This window comes from Acuticoccus yangtzensis (assembly GCF_001927245.1).
GTDB classification, from domain to species: Bacteria; Pseudomonadota; Alphaproteobacteria; order Rhizobiales; family Amorphaceae; genus Acuticoccus; species Acuticoccus yangtzensis.
Genome location: NZ_MJUX01000003.1, coordinates 224,720 through 240,235 on the forward strand (window position 1 = coordinate 224,720; position 15,516 = coordinate 240,235).

Annotated in this window: 13 protein-coding genes and 1 other RNA gene; 9 read left to right on the forward strand and 5 right to left on the reverse strand. The window is 69.0% G+C overall.

What is annotated here, in order from left to right:
• Positions 1-18: 18 nt before the first annotated feature.
• The 3 genes from BIX52_RS10245 to BIX52_RS10255 all read right to left on the reverse strand — a co-directional run bounded on the left by BIX52_RS10245 (position 19) and on the right by BIX52_RS10255 (position 4,976).
• Positions 19-3,630: a chromosome segregation SMC family protein gene (locus BIX52_RS10245; protein ID WP_075220970.1), complete on the reverse strand. Its 3,612-nt coding sequence runs from the start codon at positions 3,628-3,630 to the stop codon at positions 19-21.
• A gap of 167 nt (positions 3,631-3,797) precedes the next feature.
• Complete coding sequence (locus BIX52_RS10250) at positions 3,798-4,415, reverse strand: DsbA family protein (RefSeq protein ID WP_075220971.1); 618 nt, start codon at positions 4,413-4,415, stop codon at positions 3,798-3,800.
• A 30-nt stretch (positions 4,416-4,445) separates the two neighbouring features.
• Positions 4,446-4,976: a DUF721 domain-containing protein gene (locus tag BIX52_RS10255; protein ID WP_075220972.1), complete on the reverse strand. Its 531-nt coding sequence runs from the start codon at positions 4,974-4,976 to the stop codon at positions 4,446-4,448.
• A gap of 510 nt (positions 4,977-5,486) precedes the next feature.
• On the opposite strand from BIX52_RS10255, the gene BIX52_RS10260 reads away from it, so the two are divergent.
• From BIX52_RS10260 to BIX52_RS10290, 7 genes are all read left to right on the forward strand, one after another.
• Positions 5,487-6,530, forward strand: a complete 1,044-nt coding sequence (locus tag BIX52_RS10260) for an A/G-specific adenine glycosylase (RefSeq protein WP_075221195.1) — start codon at positions 5,487-5,489, stop codon at positions 6,528-6,530.
• Positions 6,531-6,675: 145 nt separating this feature from the next.
• Positions 6,676-7,374 (forward strand): metal-dependent hydrolase, encoded by a 699-nt coding sequence (locus tag BIX52_RS10265; protein ID WP_075220973.1) that lies wholly within the window; start codon positions 6,676-6,678, stop codon positions 7,372-7,374.
• A gap of 64 nt (positions 7,375-7,438) precedes the next feature.
• Positions 7,439-8,053, forward strand: coding sequence for a LysE family translocator (locus BIX52_RS10270; RefSeq protein WP_075220974.1), 615 nt, complete (start codon positions 7,439-7,441; stop codon positions 8,051-8,053).
• 116 nt (positions 8,054-8,169) lie between these two features.
• A non-coding RNA gene (gene ssrS, locus BIX52_RS10275) (6S RNA) lies at positions 8,170-8,328 on the forward strand.
• 489 nt (positions 8,329-8,817) lie between these two features.
• On the forward strand, positions 8,818-9,819 hold the full coding sequence (gene gap, locus BIX52_RS10280; RefSeq protein ID WP_075220975.1) for a type I glyceraldehyde-3-phosphate dehydrogenase: 1,002 nt from the start codon (positions 8,818-8,820) through the stop codon (positions 9,817-9,819).
• A 200-nt stretch (positions 9,820-10,019) separates the two neighbouring features.
• Complete coding sequence (locus tag BIX52_RS10285) at positions 10,020-10,589, forward strand: GNAT family N-acetyltransferase (protein ID WP_075220976.1); 570 nt, start codon at positions 10,020-10,022, stop codon at positions 10,587-10,589.
• A gap of 106 nt (positions 10,590-10,695) precedes the next feature.
• Positions 10,696-11,088 carry a RidA family protein gene (locus BIX52_RS10290; RefSeq protein WP_171973585.1) on the forward strand — a complete coding sequence of 131 codons (393 nt, stop codon included), beginning with the start codon at positions 10,696-10,698 and terminating at the stop codon, positions 11,086-11,088.
• A 78-nt stretch (positions 11,089-11,166) separates the two neighbouring features.
• On the opposite strand, the gene BIX52_RS23240 is transcribed toward BIX52_RS10290, so the two are convergent.
• Together BIX52_RS23240 and BIX52_RS10300 are read right to left on the reverse strand one after the other, a co-directional pair.
• Positions 11,167-12,519 (reverse strand): reprolysin-like metallopeptidase, encoded by a 1,353-nt coding sequence (locus tag BIX52_RS23240; RefSeq protein WP_170126419.1) that lies wholly within the window; start codon positions 12,517-12,519, stop codon positions 11,167-11,169.
• A 214-nt stretch (positions 12,520-12,733) separates the two neighbouring features.
• Positions 12,734-12,913 carry a CsbD family protein gene (locus BIX52_RS10300; protein WP_075220979.1) on the reverse strand — a complete coding sequence of 60 codons (180 nt, stop codon included), beginning with the start codon at positions 12,911-12,913 and terminating at the stop codon, positions 12,734-12,736.
• A gap of 259 nt (positions 12,914-13,172) precedes the next feature.
• Between BIX52_RS10300 and BIX52_RS10305 the strand changes: the two genes are divergently transcribed.
• Positions 13,173-14,375, forward strand: coding sequence for a phosphoglycerate kinase (locus BIX52_RS10305; protein ID WP_075220980.1), 1,203 nt, complete (start codon positions 13,173-13,175; stop codon positions 14,373-14,375).
• A gap of 46 nt (positions 14,376-14,421) precedes the next feature.
• The gene (locus BIX52_RS10310) at positions 14,422-15,456 is read left to right on the forward strand and encodes a class I fructose-bisphosphate aldolase (protein WP_075220981.1); all 1,035 of its coding nucleotides are present in this window, start codon (positions 14,422-14,424) and stop codon (positions 15,454-15,456) included.
• Positions 15,457-15,516 lie beyond the last annotated feature (60 nt).

A 15,516-nucleotide genomic window follows, 5' to 3' on the forward strand; every position in this document is an offset into this window, starting at 1 on the left:
CGTGATCCGACAAGACGGTTACGCGGTCTCGCGCAGTTCCTCGGCCGCCTCCAGCGACACCGACACGAGCTGGCTCACACCCTTCTCCACCATCGTCACGCCGTAGAGACGGTGCATCCGCGCCATCGTGATCGGGTTGTGGGTGATGGTGATGAAGCGCGTCTCCGTCGCCCGCGCCATCTCGTCGAGCAGGTTGCAGAACCGCTCCACGTTGGCGTCATCCAGCGGCGCGTCGATCTCGTCCAGCACGCAGATCGGCGCCGGGTTGGTCAGGAAGACCGCGAAGATCAGCGCGGTCGCCGTCAAGGTTTGCTCGCCACCGGAGAGGAGCGAGAGAACCTGCGGCTTCTTGCCGGGCGGGCGGGCGATGATGTCGAGACCGGCGTCCAGCGGGTCCTCCGCCTCGGTCAGCACCAGCCGCGCTTCGCCGCCGTTGAAGAGCTTCGTGAAGAGGCGCTGGAACTCGCCGTTCACGTGGTCGAAGGAGGCGACCAGGCGCTGGCGGGCCTCGCCGTTCAGCTCTTTGATGGCCGTGCGCAGCTTGTCGATGGCGGCGACGATGTCGTCGCGCTCGGCCAGCATCGTGCCCTGCCGCTCCTCGATCTCCTTAAGTTCGTCTTCGGCGACGAGGTTGACCCCGCCGAGCCGTTCCCGCTCGCCCTTCAGCCGTTCCAGGCGCTTCTCCGATTCGGGGCGGTCCGGCAGCGGGTCGCCGGGGGCGAGGCCCGCGAGCTTCATCGCCGCGGCGGGGGCCACGTCGAGCGCCTCGATGAGCGCCGATTCCACCTCGGCGAGGCGGGAGCGGGCGGCGGCGGTGCGCTCCTCCGCGCGGCCGGCGGCCTCGCGGGCGGCGGAGAGGGCGGCGAGCGCATCGCGTGCGGCCTGTGTGGCGGCGCGCTCGGCGGCCTCGCCTGTGGTCCGCGCCTCGCGGGCGGCGGCGTTTGCGGCTTCGGCGGCCTTCACCGCGCGGGTGGTCTCGAAGCGCTCTTCCGCGGTGTCGGACGGCGCATCGGCCAAAGCCTCTTGTTCTTCGGCGATGGCTTCGAGGCGCTGTTCCAGGTCCGCCTTGTGGGCGTCGGCGCCGTTGAGGCGGGCGCGCCATTCGTTGAGTTCGCCCGCGAGGCGTTCCAGCCGTTTGCTGCGGCCATAGACGGCGCGGCGCTCCTGCTCGGCGGCGTTCGCGGCCTCGGTGGCGGCGCGGCGGGCGTCGGCGGCGGCGGCCTTGGCGCGGTCGCGGGCGATCGTCTCGGCGTGCCCGTCGGACGCGCCGTCGCGGGCGGCCTCCGCCTCGGCCAGCGCCTCCTCGGCCGATTCGGCGGTGGCGTGGGCGGCCTCCAAGGTGGCGGCGATGCGGCTTTCGGCGGCCTCGGCCTCGCGCGCGGCGGTCTCGGCGGCGGCGAGGCGCTCCTTCGCGGCGGCGACGGCCTTGCGCTCGGTCGCCAAAAGCCCGCGTGCGGTGGTCTGTGTGGCACGGGCGGCGGCCAGCGCCTTGCGCGCGTCGGCGACGCCCTGGCGTGTTGCCGCCAGCAGCGCGCGGGCGGTCCGGTCCTCCTCCGCGGCCGCGGTGACGCCCTCTTCGGCGGCGGCGATCGCAGCCTCGGCGTCCTCGCGCGCGGGGGCGAGCGCGTCGATCGCGCGGCCGATCTCGGCGAGGCGGTTCTTCTGGGCGAGGCGTTCGGCGGCGGCGCTGGGGGCTCCGGCTGCGCGGGCGTAGCCGTCCCATCGCCACAGCGCGCCGCCCAGAGTGACGAGCCGCTGGCCGGGCTGCAACGTGCCGGCGAGTGCGCCGTCCTCCACCAGCCCGACCTGGGCGAGACGGCGGGCGAGCGCGGGCGGTGCCTTGACGTGGGCGGCGAGAGGGGCGGCGCTTGAAGGAAGGTCCGGATCGGCGCCGACCGGCGGCTCGGCGGCCCAGCGGGCGGGCGCGTCGGCGCTGATGGGGGCTTCGAGGTCGTCGCCCAGGGCCGCCGCAAAGGCGATCTCGTAGCCGGGTTCGACGGTGCAGGAATCGAGCACCGCGTCGTCGGCGCGGCCCAGCGAGGCGGTGAGGCGTTCGAGCGCGCTTGCCTCGGTCTGCAGGCCGGAGATCTCGGCGTCGACGGCCGCGAGCGCCTGGCGCGCGGCGGCCTCGGCGGCGCGGGCGGGGGCCATCGCCGCCTCGGTCTCGGCGACGGTGGCGGCAGCGTCCGCCTCGGCGTGGCCCGCTTCGGCTTCGGCCTCCTCGGCGGCGGCGACGGTCTCGGCGGCCTCGATCTCCTTCGCGATGGCCTCGGCTTCGGCGTCCTCGGCGATGGCGACGGTCGCGGCCGCCTCGTCGCGCCGGCGCACCGCCTCGCTGGTGCGGGCCTTTTCCAGCTCGGCATCCAGGCGGCGGACGGTCTCGCGCGCCTTCGCGACCTCGGCGGCGGCGCGCTGGTGCGCCTGGTCCAGCGCGGCGCGGGCGGCGAGGGCGGTGGCGGCGGCCTCCGTCGCGGCGCTCGCGGCGGCTTCGGCCTCCTCGGCGGCGGCCTCGGCCTCCTCGGCGGCGTATTCGCGGGCTGCGATGCGCTCGTCCGCCCCGTCGTTGCTGCGTCTGAGGTCGGCGTCCTCGTCCTCCAGGCGGGCGAGGGCGGCGGCGGCGTCGGTCTTCGCGCGGTCCTGGCGGGCGAGGTCGGCGGTCAACGCCTGCGCCTGGGCCTGCAGCGAGGCGAGCTTGCCGGAGATCTCGCGGTCCTTGGCGTCCAGCGCGGCGAGGGCTGCGGCGAGGCTCTGCAGCTTCGCGGCGGCGGCGTTCTCCGCCTCGCGTAGGGCCGGGAGGGCGTGGCTTGCGGCCGCCTCCTCGGTGGCGGTGTGCACTTGGCGCTCGGCGGCGGCCTTCAGCGCGGCGGCGGTCTCGGCCATCGCCGTCTCGCCGGACATCACGGCCTTCTTCGCCTCGGACCAGCGTAGGTGGTGGACCGTCGCCTCCAGCGTGCGGATCTCCTCGGAGATCTTGCGGTAGCGCTGGGCCTGCTTGGCCTGGCGCCGCAGGTTCTCGATGCGCCGTTCCACCTCGCCGGCGACGTCCTCGATCCGCGTGAGGTTCTGCTCCGCCGCGTTCAGCTTCAGCGACGCCTCGTGCTTGCGCGCCCTGAGGCCGGAGATGCCGGCGGCTTCCTCCAGGATGTTGCGCCGGTCGGTCGGCTTGGCGGCGATCAGCTCGGCCACCTGGCCCTGGCGCACCATGGAGGGCGAGCGCGACCCGGTGGCGGCGTCGGCGAAGAGAAGCTGCACGTCGCGCGCGCGCACCAGCTTGCCGTTGACGCGGTAGTCCGACCCCACGCCGCGATTGATGCGGCGGGTGACTTCCAGGTGGTCGGCGGTGTTGAGGTCGGCGGGCGCGGTGCGGGCCGAATTGTCGAGGAAGAGGGTGACTTCGGCGGTGTCGCGCGTCGGACGGCGGCCGGACCCGGCGAAGATCACGTCGTCCATGGACGATCCGCGGACGGATTTGTACGACGCCTCGCCCATCACCCAGCGCAGCGCCTCGACGAGGTTCGACTTGCCGCACCCGTTGGGGCCGACGACGCCGGTGAGGCCGGGCTCGATCAAGACGTCGGTCGGTTCGACGAATGATTTGAACCCAATGAGACGCAGACGGTCGAACTTCATCGCACCTGGCTTGTGAGAGGGAGGTCGTGGTTAAGACCTTCCCTCTCAGCCTGCTTGATGAAGCGTTAACAAGTCCCTGAAATTGTTCGTCCCCGGCTCAGAGCGGGCCGGGCCTTGTCCACCGGAGACTGTGGTGGACAAGGGCGGATCACGCCGCGGGCGGGGCTTTACGAATCGATCTTCGCGTCGAGCACGTCGCGCATCGCCTCGATGGTGCGGGTGCCTTCGTACTTCTCGCCGTCGATGAAGAGGGTGGGGGTGCCGGTCACGCCCTCCTGGGTGCCGCGCTCGCGGTTGGCGTAGATGCCCTGCACCACATCGTTGTCGGACAGGCAGGCCTCGAACTCCTCGCGCGAGAAACCGGCCTGCTGGGCGAGGGAGAACATCTTGCCGACCGGATCGTCGTTGGTGGCCCAGAAAGATTGACGCTCGAAGAAGAGGTCGACGATCGGGTAATATTGAGCCGGCTTGCAACGGGCGAGGACGGCGACGGCGAGGCCCAGCCGGTCCAGCGGAAATTCGCGCAGGATGAACTTCACCTTGCCGGTGTCGATGTACTCGGTCTTCAGCTCCTGGAAGGTGCCGGTGTGGAAGGCGGCGCAGTGGGGGCAGGTCATCGACGCATATTCGACGATGGTGACCGGCGCGTCGGCATTGCCGAGGACGATATCCTCGAGCGGTTCGGCGGGCGTGGTCTCCGCGTCCTGCGCGAAGGCGAGGCCGAGCGGCGAGGCGGCCAGCGGCAGGGCAAGCGCCATCGCGGTGAAGTGGCGGCGGGTAATCATGGTGTGATCCTTTGGTGACCGTTGCCCCGTTTATGTGGGCTTGGGTCCCTTTGTAAAACCTCGCGTCTGAACGCTGGCCCCCAGGCGCGACAATGCGGCCTTCAATTTCGGGTGTTCCACGGCGTCGAGCTGCGCGGCGATTTCGGCAGCCAAAGCCTCGTTGCGCGGGGCGGGCGGCGGCGGCACGGGGGCAAGGTAGGCCGGCTCGCGGCGGGCGCGCCCCCGCGTCTGTGTGACGCGCAGGCGGGCGATGGCGGGCCAGCCGATCAGCACGTTGACGCGCTCGATCACCTGCGTGGCGGAGTGTTGCAGGGCGATGGCGGCGGCGGCGTCGGCCAGCACCACGAGGGTGGCGCCGCTCGACTGGTTGTCGAGCTTGGAGCCTTTCGGCCAGACGATCCGCTCGATGCTGGCGGATTTGGCGAAACGGTCGCCGAAGACGTCGGCGGGGTCCAGCATCAACGCGGCGTTGGCGATGCCGCGGCGCCGGCACGCGGGCGTGACGAGCGAGCCGATGAGGTCGGCGAGCGGCCGGGCCTGTCTGTTGATGGTGTACGCCATGAGGGATGGATGCCGCGAATCGGGCGGCGTGACAACTGGCGCGAGCGGGAGGCTGCGGCGGGCGCGAAGAGCGGGGACAGCGGGTGATGTGTCGTGCGCCCGGCGGCGGATGCTCTTGCCAAGTGTGGCCTAGCGTGGTGGCCGGGAGGAATGAAGCCTCCGCGCCGCCCGACTGGACCCGATCCTTCCGTCCGCGCTGCCCCGCGCGCCGCCGTCCGCCGTGAGGCGCGCCGCAAAGCGCGTACGGCGGCGCGGGCGGGGCCCGTCCCGACTGACGGCGATCGTGCGGCGAGCTCCGAGGCTGCGGTGTCCCGATCAGTGGGCGTCCCCCCGCTCACCCCCGAGCCGATCCCACCTGAGCAAGTTGCGCCTGAGCCGGCCACCTCGTGCCCCGTCGCACCTTCGGCAGTCACGCCGAAGGCAATAGTGGCCGCGGCTTCGGTGGCGAAGCCGAAGCGCGGGAGGCCGAAGGCGGTGTTGCCCGAGGCGCCGGGCGAGGTCGGGGCCGAGATGGCGGGGCCGCTTCCGTCACCGGCGACCGGGCGGGCGCTTCTCGCCTGGTACGACGTTCACCGGCGCGACCTGCCGTGGCGGGCGGCACCGGGGGAGGTGAGCGACCCGTACCGCGTGTGGCTGTCGGAAATCATGTTGCAGCAGACGACGGTGGCGGCGGTTCGCTCCTACTATGCCGCCTTCCTGGACCGCTGGCCGCGCGTCAACGATCTCGCCGCCGCCGAGGATGGCGAGGTGATGGCGGCATGGGCCGGGCTCGGCTACTACGCGCGCGCCCGCAATCTGCTCGCCTGCGCCCGCGTCGTCGCGGTGTCCGGCTTCCCGGCGACGCGCGAGGGGCTGCGCGCGCTGCCGGGTGTCGGCGACTATACGTCCGCGGCCATCGCGGCGATCGCATTCGGGGAGCCGGCCGTGGTGGTGGACGGCAACGTGGAGCGCGTTGTGGCGCGGCTGACGCGGCTCGCGCGGCCACCCAAGGCGGCACGGCGCGCGGTGGAGGCGGCGGTGGAGGCGATGCTGCCGGCGGACCGTCCCGGCGACTTCGCCCAGGCGATGATGGACCTCGGCGCCACCATCTGCACGCCAAAGTCCCCCGCCTGCGCCATCTGCCCCCTGCTTCATGACTGCGCGGCCGCCCGGCACGGCGAGGCTGCGGCCTACCCGGTGAAGGCGCCCAAGAAGGCGCGCGCGGTGTGGCGGGGCGCAATGTTCGTTCCCGTGCGGCCGGATGGCACGGTGCTGGTGCGCCGCCGGCCCGAGCGCGGCATGCTGGGCGGCATGGTGGAGGTGTTCGGCTCGCCCTGGGCGGCCGAGATCGGCGACGCGGCGGACCATGCCCCCTTCGCCGCGGCCTGGACCGCGGCCGGGTCCATCACCCACACCTTCACCCACGCCGATCTGACGGTGGATGTCTTCCGCGCCGATGTCGCCGCCGAGACGGCCGCGCCCGCCGGCGGCTGGTGGGCCGACCCCGCGGCGGCGGGTCTGCCGACGGTGATGAAGAAGGCCGTCACCCGCGCTTTGGCGATGGCGGAGGGGTGAGCCGGCGAGCGCCCACGCCGCCCGGCGGACGGGCCATAGGCTCCGGCGTTGTTTTACCACCGGGAAAAGCGCGCTAGGTCGGGGGAAGACGGAGGACATGGGGCGCGGCCCCGGTCCGGCCCGTCCCAACGATCTGGAGGACCCTATGCAACTGACCTGGTACGGCCATGCCACCTTCCGCCTCGACTTCGGCGGGCGCAAGATTCTCGTCGACCCCTTCCTTTCGGGCAATCCGTCCTGGGGCAAGGGCTGGGAAGAGGCGGCCGAGGGCATCGACAACATCCTCCTGACCCACGGCCACGGCGACCATATCGGCGATACGGTGGAGATCGCCAAGAAGACCGGCGCGCTGGTGACGTCCACCTTCGAGGTGTGCAACTTCCTCGGCGGCCAGGGTGTCGAGAAGGTGAACCCCGGCAACCATGGCGGCACGCTCGACATCGGCGGCGTGGCGGTGTCCTTCGTCAACGCCTTCCACTCGTCGGGCATGGATGTGGACGGCTCGCCGGTGTACCTCGGCAACCCGGTCGGCTTCATTCTGGAAGCGCCGGGCGAGAAGACCGTCTACATCATGGGCGACACCGGCATCTTCGGCGACATGGGTCTTTATAACGAGATCTGGGCGCCCAAGGTCGGCATCGTGCCGATCGGCGACCGCTTCACCATGGGCGGCAAGCTGGCCGCGCTCGCCTGCACGAAGTTCTTCGACTTCGACGCGGTGGTGCCTTGCCACTACGCCACCTTCCCGGTGCTGGATCAGACGCCGGAGAAGTTCATTGCGGCGATGGGCTCAAAATCGTCTATCGTGACGGTGCCCGAGAAGGGGACCGCGATCACGCTCTGAACCGTGACGGCGGTGTGAGATGGCGATCGCCCTCTGACGGCGATCGCGCACCGAAGGTGTGCCGATGTTCGACGTCTCGCTACTTCTGACCTACACCGTGGCGGCGGTGGCGATCGTCGTCGTCCCGGGGCCCACGGTGAGCCTCATCATCGCCAACTCGCTGCAACGCGGGGCGATGGCGGGGCTCGCCAACGTTCTGGGCACACAGATCGGCCTCGCCACCATGATCCTCGTCATGGTGGCTGGACTGGACGCCGTGGTGCGTCTGGTGGGCGAGGCGTTCGTCGTGCTGAAGCTCGCCGGGGCGGCCTACCTCATCTATCTCGGCATCAAGCTGATGCGCGGTGACGGGCGGCTCGAGCGGGTCGCGGGTGACCGACGGTCGCTCGGCGGCTATGTGGTTCAGGGATTCTTCGTCATCTGGTCGAACCCCAAGGCGCTGCTCTTTTTCGGTGCCTTCATCCCGCAATTCGTGGACCGGACGGGGCCGGTGGGGCTGCAGGTGGCGGTTCTGGGCGGAATTTTCATGGCCGTGGCGACGGTGTTCGACGCGGCCTATGCGCTGGTCGCCGGGCGGGCCGGTGCGGCGTTGACGCGCACGAGGGTGCGTCTGGCACAGCGCGTTTCGGGCGCGTTTCTGGTCCTGGGAGGCACGGTTCTGGCCTTCTCCCGGCGGTAGCTGGGGCGGGGCGTGCCGGGGTGCCATTCCGCCGCATCGCCGGACGGTGTGAATTGCCGGACCGTCATCTGGGGGATCTTCCCCCGGCCCTTGGGGCGGACTATATTGGGTGTCAGGCGAGGCTGCATGGTGCGTTAGGGCACACTGTATCCCCGGGGCCTTATCGATCCGAACGGGAGCTGTCCCTGTCCTGGCCCGTGGGCTGGGGTACACGGCGCCCACCTACTTTGTAGGCACCCGGGATCGAATCGCTCGACGGCCGATGTGGCTTCGCCCCCCATTTCTTGACGTTTGTCTTGGACCGACTCTAGCACGGCGGGCGCAGAGTTGCGCCCGCACCGTCCTTGTTAAACGGCTTCAGTAGCCGTTTAGGTACTTGCTTATGTGAAGGAGAGCATCCTTCACGTAGTGGTGGAGTTGAATGCAATAGTAAGAGGTCACCACCGCGTAAAGCGCAGCGAGTAGCACGGCTTTCGTCATGGGTTATCTCCTGGCTATAGTTCTCTCCGTCGCTCAGAGATGACTTCGCCCGCTGTGTGCGTCGGTTTCATCTCAAATTAACCGTGACTATTGTGCACGACGCCATTGTGACGCCCACATGACGATTGAATGACGCTGACGGCTTCGTCACGTCGTTCAGCGCCGCCTACACCATTCGCTGAGTTCAGGTTTTTTCTCACGCCTGAGCCGAAGAGCTGATACTTGCTCTTCGCCCGCGTTTGCCTCACATGCCTCTCAACGAATTATTGACTGGAGGGCATCGCATGGCCGTCAAAGTGGCGATCAACGGGTTCGGGCGGATCGGGCGCAACGTTTTGCGCGCGATCATCGAAAGCGGTCGGACCGATATTCAGGTGGTCGCGATCAACGACCTCGGCCCGGTCGAGACCAACGCCCACCTCCTGCGCTACGATTCCGTGCACGGCCGCTTTCCCGCCACCGTCACCGTCGACGGCGACACCATCGACGTCGGCACGGGGCCGATCAAGGTGACCGCCGAGCGTGATCCGAAGGCGCTGCCCTGGGGCGATGTCGATGTCGCGATGGAATGCACCGGCATCTTCACCGACCGCGCCAAGGCCGCGATGCACCTCGAAAACGGCTCCAAGCGCGTGCTCGTGTCGGCCCCCGCGTCGGGTGCGGACAAGACCATCGTCTACGGCGTCAACACCGGCGCGCTGACGAAGGACGACATCGTCGTCTCCAACGCCTCCTGCACGACGAACTGCCTGGCGCCGGTGGCTTACGTCCTCAACAAGTCGTTCGGCATCAAGCGCGGCTTCATGACGACGATCCACTCCTACACCGGCGACCAGCCGACGCTGGACACCATGCACAAGGACCTCTACCGGGCCCGCGCCGCGGCGATGAACCAGATCCCGACCTCCACGGGTGCCGCGAAGGCCGTGGGCCTGGTGCTGCCGGAGCTGAACGGCAAGCTGGACGGCGTGTCGATCCGCGTTCCGACGCCGAACGTGTCGGTGGTGGACCTGACCTTCGAGGCGGCGCGCGACGTGACGGCGGACGAGATCAACACGGCGATCCGCGAGGCGGCGACGGGCGAGTTGAAGGGCATCCTCGGCTTCACCGACGATAAGCTCGTCTCCATGGACTTCAACCACGATGCGCATTCGTCGATCTTCGCGACGCCGGAGACGAAGGTGATGGACGGTAACTTCTGCCGGATCCTGTCCTGGTACGACAACGAGTGGGGCTTCTCGAACCGCATGTCGGATACGGCGGTGGCGCTGGCGAAGTTCATCTGACGCCACGCACCCCTGCTCGCCTGAGCAGGCGGGCGCGGCATTGCGAGGCTCACGGCGAGCGGCGGGGACAAGCGTCCCGCCGCTCGTCGCGTTTTCGGCAACGGGTGTGCCGGCGGGCACAGCGGCGGGCGGCCGGTCCCATCACCTGAGTGCGAACGCAAGCGCCGCACCTATCGGCGCATCACAACGGATGTTTCGCCATGCTCTGCCAACCTTTTCGCCTCGCCACCGCCGCCGACGGGCCGGTCCTCGCCCGTTTCATCATGTGGGCCGGTGAGGGCCTACCGTTCCTCGTTTGGCGCGACCTCGCAAAGCCGGGCGAGGACCCGTGGGATGTCGGCGCGCGCCGCATGGCCGCCAAGGCGGCGGCGGGCGAGGTCGTCGTGGGCGACGTGGACGGGGCCGCTGTGGCCGGGCTGATGGGCTATCCGATCACCCGTGCGGAACCGGTGGACGATCTGCCGCCGCGGTTCCGGCCGCTCCAGGCGCTGGAGAACCGCGCGCTCGGGAGCTGGTACGTGCATGTTCTGGCGACGGTGCCGGAGGCGCGCGGTCAGGGGTGGGGCGGGCGGCTCCTCGATCTCGCCGAGGCGATGGCCGCGCGTCAGGACCTTCGCGCGATGTCGATCATCGTTTCCGACGCCAACCACGGCGCGCGCGCCCTTTACGAGCGCCACGGCTATTGCGAGGTGGCGCGGGAGAGGGCGGTGAAGGACGGCTGGGAGAACCCGGTGCAGGACTGGGTGCTCCTGATGAAGCACCTGACGTGAGGCGGCCGTGATAACGTCACGTCGCCGCTGCGGGCCGCCCCCGGTGCGCTTGCGATGCTGGCCGTGATCGCGCAGCCTTCGACGTCGTTTGGAGGAGAGGCCGCCGATGCCACCTGAGTTCCACTTGTTCGCGAAGGGGCCGCGGCCTGTCGCACCGTTCTCCCATGCGGTCGAGGCCGACGGCTGGGTGATCCTGACAGGCCAGATGCCGACCGACCCCGCCGCGCCCGATGCGCCGCTGCCGGAGGGGATCGACGCGCAAACGCGCCGGGTGATGGACAACCTGGCGCTGATTCTCGGCGAGCTCGGTCTCGACCTCTCCCACGTGGTGCAGTGCCGCGCCTATCTGACCGCGTTCGAGCGAGATTATGGCGCCTTCAACGACGCCTATCAGAGCTACTTCCCGTCCGATCGGCGCCCCGCGCGCACGACTGTGGGCGTGACGGCGCTCGCGGTGGGCGCGCTGGTCGAGGTCGACTGCATCGCGCGGCGCCCGTGAGGCGGGGCGACGATCGATGGATAGGCCGACGCTGTGCGCGGCCCGCCGAATCGGCGTGCATGACGGCCGGTCACCTGTTCAGATGACGCCGAGAAGGTCGTCCAGAGCGACATCGCGCAGGACGACCGTCGTGCCGTCCGTGAAGACGATGTGGGTGCCGTCGGCGCGCTCCGAGAGATCGGCCTCGGACACGCTCTGCCGGTGGCGCACGCTGTTGAGGCTGTCCTGGCTCACGTCGAAGTCGACGATGATGTCGACTCCGTCGTTCGGGGTCGTCACGTAAAGGTCGCGGCCCGGACCGAGGGTGATCAGATCGTCACCGCCGCTGCCGCGCAGGACGTCGTCTCCTGTTCCACCGTCGAGAGTGTCGTTCCCGTCGCCACCATCGAGCGTGTCGCTTCCCGCATCGCCTTCGAGGCGGTCGTCGCCCGCGCCGCCGTTCAGGAGATCGTCGTCGTCGCCGCCGAACAGAGCGTCGTCGCCGGTTGCGCCGATCAGCGTATCGGTGTTGCCGGAGAGGCCCGAGGGGCGGCGGTCGTCACCATACAGCGTGTCGTCTCCTGCGCTGCCGAGGAGCCGGTCGGCTCCGGCGTCGCCCAACAGGAGGTCGTTGCCGCCGTCGCCGAAAAGCTGGTCGTCACCACCTCCGCCCGAGACGGTGTCATGCCCCGTGCCGCCGCGCACGGTATCGTCGGACGGGCCGCCAAACAGCACGTCGTCGCCCGCGGCGCCACCGAGCGCGGACGCTTCGAGCGGTGCGGCGAACTTGTCGTCGCCGGTCGTTCCGCGCATCACCAGAGCGCTGCGACCGGCATTCCATGCGAGTGTGACATCGTCCGAAAGGGCGCGCCCGTAGAGGTGGCGTACGGCGTCGATGTCGATCCAGCCGAGCTCGGTCTGCTCGGCCGTGAAGTTGCGGTACTCGTAGGCCATCACGGTCTGCGCGCGGTCGTCGAGAGCGGCGACGAGCCGGTTCTCGTTTTCGTGCGGGTGGCCGAGTCCGACGGCGTGGCCGATCTCGTGCAGCGCGAGGTCAAAGCTGTTCCCGCTCGGCGACAGGTTGCCCCGCGCGACGTTGTAGACGACGAACTGGGGTGGATACTGGGTCGGATAGTTCGCCCACGACCGTGTGTCGCTGGTGATGGATTGCACGAACTCGATGGTTCCGCCGCTCGGCCGTTCGACGAATTCGATGCCGGCCCAGCGGCTGAATTCGTCGAGGGCGAGGCGGATGTTGCGCTGCACGTCCGAGGCGATGCCTTGGACGCGGTCGCCGCGGGTCAGTCCGCCGATCTCGCTGGGATTTGGAAGTTGGCGCCCCTGCGGGAAACTATAGGTGACGGCGGTGGCGGTGCCGACCGGGGCCTGTAGCCCGTGCCGCGGGTCACCCTCAACTAAAATACCGCGATAATCATCATAGAACGTAGGCATAATAACACGTCTCACATCGAATGCTGCAAACGTGACAGACCGTCCGAGGGGCGACAAGCCGGGTGGTCCGATTATTCGATGTGACGACTGTGTTGGGTCCGCAATGATCCGCCGGAGCCGAGAGACCGGGCACGAAAAAGCCGCCGGTGCGTGATCGCACCGGCGGCCTCGTCATCTTCCGCGGTCCGCCGTGCAGTTGGCGGACGATGCGCGGTTACATCTTGTTGATGGCGCCTTTGACTTCGCCCTTGGCCTTTTCGAGGGAGCCCTTGGCGCGTTGCGCCTCGCCCTCTGCCTCGAGCTCGCGGTCCTTTGTCGCGCGGCCTGCAGCGGCCTTCGCGGAGCCTACGGCGTCGTCGACGTGGCCCTTGGCCTTGTCTTTCATCTCGCCCATGACACAAACCTTTCATTGGCTGTCACGCCGCCTCTTGGCGGTTCGTGTAAAGAATGCGCAAAGCTGCAACCGGGTTCCTCGGGGTGCGGCGGGGTGCGACACCGCGCAGATCGGCATTACCGGATCCGCACGGCCCTGATGGGCCGGGTGCTGACCCTCATTTGACAGCCAAAACCCCTCGGAATTCGTGCAAACCATTTCCTGAACCGCGCAGTTGCGTTTATGAAAGCTGCGGTTTGGATGGAAGCTGGAGGTCCCGTTGTCCGACGCCCGCACCCTCGATGACATTGGAGACGTCGCCGGCAAGCGCGTCCTCGTCCGCGTCGACCTCAATGTGCCGATGAAGGACGGCGCGGTGTCCGACAGCGCCCGCCTCGTCGCCATCAAGCCGACGGTGACCGAACTCGCCGGGAAGGGGGCGAAGGTCATTCTCCTCGCCCACTTCGGGCGGCCGAAGGGTGAGCGGATAGCCGACATGAGCCTGAAGCCTGTGGTGGGCGCGCTGTCCGAGACGCTGGGTCTTCCGGTGTCCTTCGCCGACGACTGCATCGGCGAGGCGGCGGCGACGGCGGTGGCGGCGCTGCCGGACGGCGGCGTCCTGGTGCTGGAAAACACCCGCTACCACAAGGGCGAAGAGAAGAACGACGAGGCCTTCATCGACCAGCTTGCGGCCAACGGCGACCTCTACGTGAACGACGCCTTTTCGGCCGCGCACCGGGCGCATGCGTCCACGGAAGGTCTGGCGCGGCGTCTTCCGGCGTTCGCGGGCCGCTCCATGGAGGCGGAGCTGGCGGCGCTGTCGAAGGCGCTCGGCGCGCCCAAGCGGCCGGTGATGGCGGTGATCGGCGGGGCGAAGGTCTCCACCAAGATCGCGCTTCTGGAAAACCTCGTCACCAAGGTGGATGCGCTGGTGGTGGGCGGCGGCATGGCCAACACCTTCCTGCACGCGCTCGGCATCGACGTCGGCCATTCGCTGAAGGAGGCCGACATGGCCGACACGGCGCGGCGGATCATGACCGCGGCCGAGCGTGCGGGCTGCGCGATCATGCTGCCCAAGGACGCGATCGCGGCGGAGAAGTTCGAGGCGGACGCGCCGAGCATTCACATCGGCGTCGACGAAGGTGTCGACCACGACAAGATGATCCTCGACGTCGGCGGCCGAACGGTGCACGCGATCAACGAGGAGATGGACCACGTCAACACGCTGGTCTGGAACGGTCCGCTGGGCGCGTTCGAGCTGCATCCCTTCGACCGCGGCACCGTGGCGGTGGCCCGTCACGCGGCCAAGCGCACGAAGGCGGGCATGCTGTCGGTGGCCGGCGGCGGCGACACTGTGGCCGCGCTCTCCCATGCGGGCGTGGCGGACGATTTCTCTTATTTGTCGACGGCGGGCGGTGCGTTTTTGGAGTGGCTGGAAGGCAAGCCGCTGCCGGGCGTGGACGCCTTGAAGCCCGGCGAATAAGCGATAAACACTCAATCCGGAATGAAACGCCCTAAAGAGGTTGGACATGAGCGAGACGTTGCAAGAGATCGCAGCGGCCATGATGGCGGACGGTCAGGGAATCCTGGCGGCCGATGAATCGACCGGCACCATCAAGAAGCGCTTCGACTCGATCGGCGTTGAGAACGTCGAGGCGAACCGCCAAGCGTATCGCGAAATGCTGTTCACCGCCGAAGAGGCGATGACGAAATACATTTCCGGCGTGATCCTGTTCGACGAGACGCTGCGCCAGTCGACGCTGGACGGGCGGCGCTTCGCCGACGTCATCAAGGCAGCGGGCGCGGTTCCGGGCATCAAGGTCGACGCCGGTGCCAAGCCGATGGCCGGCTTCCCGGGCGAGAAGGTGACCGAGGGCCTCGACGGTCTGCGCGAGCGGCTGCAGGAATATTACAAGCTCGGCGCCCGCTTCGCGAAGTGGCGTGCGGTGATCGACATCCTGCCGTCTGAGGGTCTGCCGACGATCGGCGCCATCTCCGCCAACGCCCATGCGCTCGCCCGGTATGCGGCGCTGTGCCAGGAGAACGGCATCGTTCCGATCGTCGAGCCGGAAGTCATCATGGATGGCCCGAACTCGCACCACGACATCGACACCAACTACAAGGTCACCGAGGACACGCTGAACATCGTGTTCGACGAGCTCTACAAGCTGCGTGTCGACCTGACGGGCATGATCTTGAAGCCGAACATGGTGGTGCCCGGCCAGAACGGGCCGCAGGTGTCGCCGCAGGAGGTGGCCGAGAGGACCATCGCCTGTCTGAAGGCGACGGTTCCGGCGGCGGTTCCGGGCATCGCCTACCTGTCGGGCGGCCAGTCGGACGAGCTCGCCACCGAGCATCTCGCCATCATGAACAAGATCGGCGGCTTCCCCTGGAAGATGACCTTCTCCTACGGGCGTGCACTTCAGGCGGCGGCGCTGTCGGCCTGGGGCGGCAAGAAGGAGAACGTTGCGGCGGGTCAGGCGGCCTTCACGCACCGTGCGAAGATGAACGGCATGGCCGCGCTCGGCACCTGGTCGGCCGAGGACGAGCGTGAGGCGGCCTGAGGCCGCTCGCGTTCTAGCACCGTCATGGGAGGCGACATGAGACGCGGCCGGAAGGGGAGC

Bases quoted from the DNA above. Each gene is read 5' to 3' on its own strand.
- BIX52_RS10245 (WP_075220970.1), bottom strand. From the start codon at position 3,630: ATGAAGTTCGACCGTCTGCGTCTCATTGGGTTCAAATCATTCGTCGAA.
- BIX52_RS10250 (WP_075220971.1), bottom strand. From the start codon at position 4,415: ATGATTACCCGCCGCCACTTCACCGCGATGGCGCTTGCCCTGCCGCTG.
- BIX52_RS10255 (WP_075220972.1), bottom strand. From the start codon at position 4,976: ATGGCGTACACCATCAACAGACAGGCCCGGCCGCTCGCCGACCTCATC.
- BIX52_RS10260 (WP_075221195.1), top strand. From the start codon at position 5,487: ATGGCGGGGCCGCTTCCGTCACCGGCGACCGGGCGGGCGCTTCTCGCC.
- BIX52_RS10265 (WP_075220973.1), top strand. From the start codon at position 6,676: ATGCAACTGACCTGGTACGGCCATGCCACCTTCCGCCTCGACTTCGGC.
- BIX52_RS10270 (WP_075220974.1), top strand. From the start codon at position 7,439: ATGTTCGACGTCTCGCTACTTCTGACCTACACCGTGGCGGCGGTGGCG.
- gap (WP_075220975.1), top strand. From the start codon at position 8,818: ATGGCCGTCAAAGTGGCGATCAACGGGTTCGGGCGGATCGGGCGCAAC.
- BIX52_RS10285 (WP_075220976.1), top strand. From the start codon at position 10,020: ATGCTCTGCCAACCTTTTCGCCTCGCCACCGCCGCCGACGGGCCGGTC.
- BIX52_RS10290 (WP_171973585.1), top strand. From the start codon at position 10,696: ATGCCACCTGAGTTCCACTTGTTCGCGAAGGGGCCGCGGCCTGTCGCA.
- BIX52_RS23240 (WP_170126419.1), bottom strand. From the start codon at position 12,519: ATGCCTACGTTCTATGATGATTATCGCGGTATTTTAGTTGAGGGTGAC.
- BIX52_RS10300 (WP_075220979.1), bottom strand. From the start codon at position 12,913: ATGGGCGAGATGAAAGACAAGGCCAAGGGCCACGTCGACGACGCCGTA.
- BIX52_RS10310 (WP_075220981.1), top strand. From the start codon at position 14,422: ATGAGCGAGACGTTGCAAGAGATCGCAGCGGCCATGATGGCGGACGGT.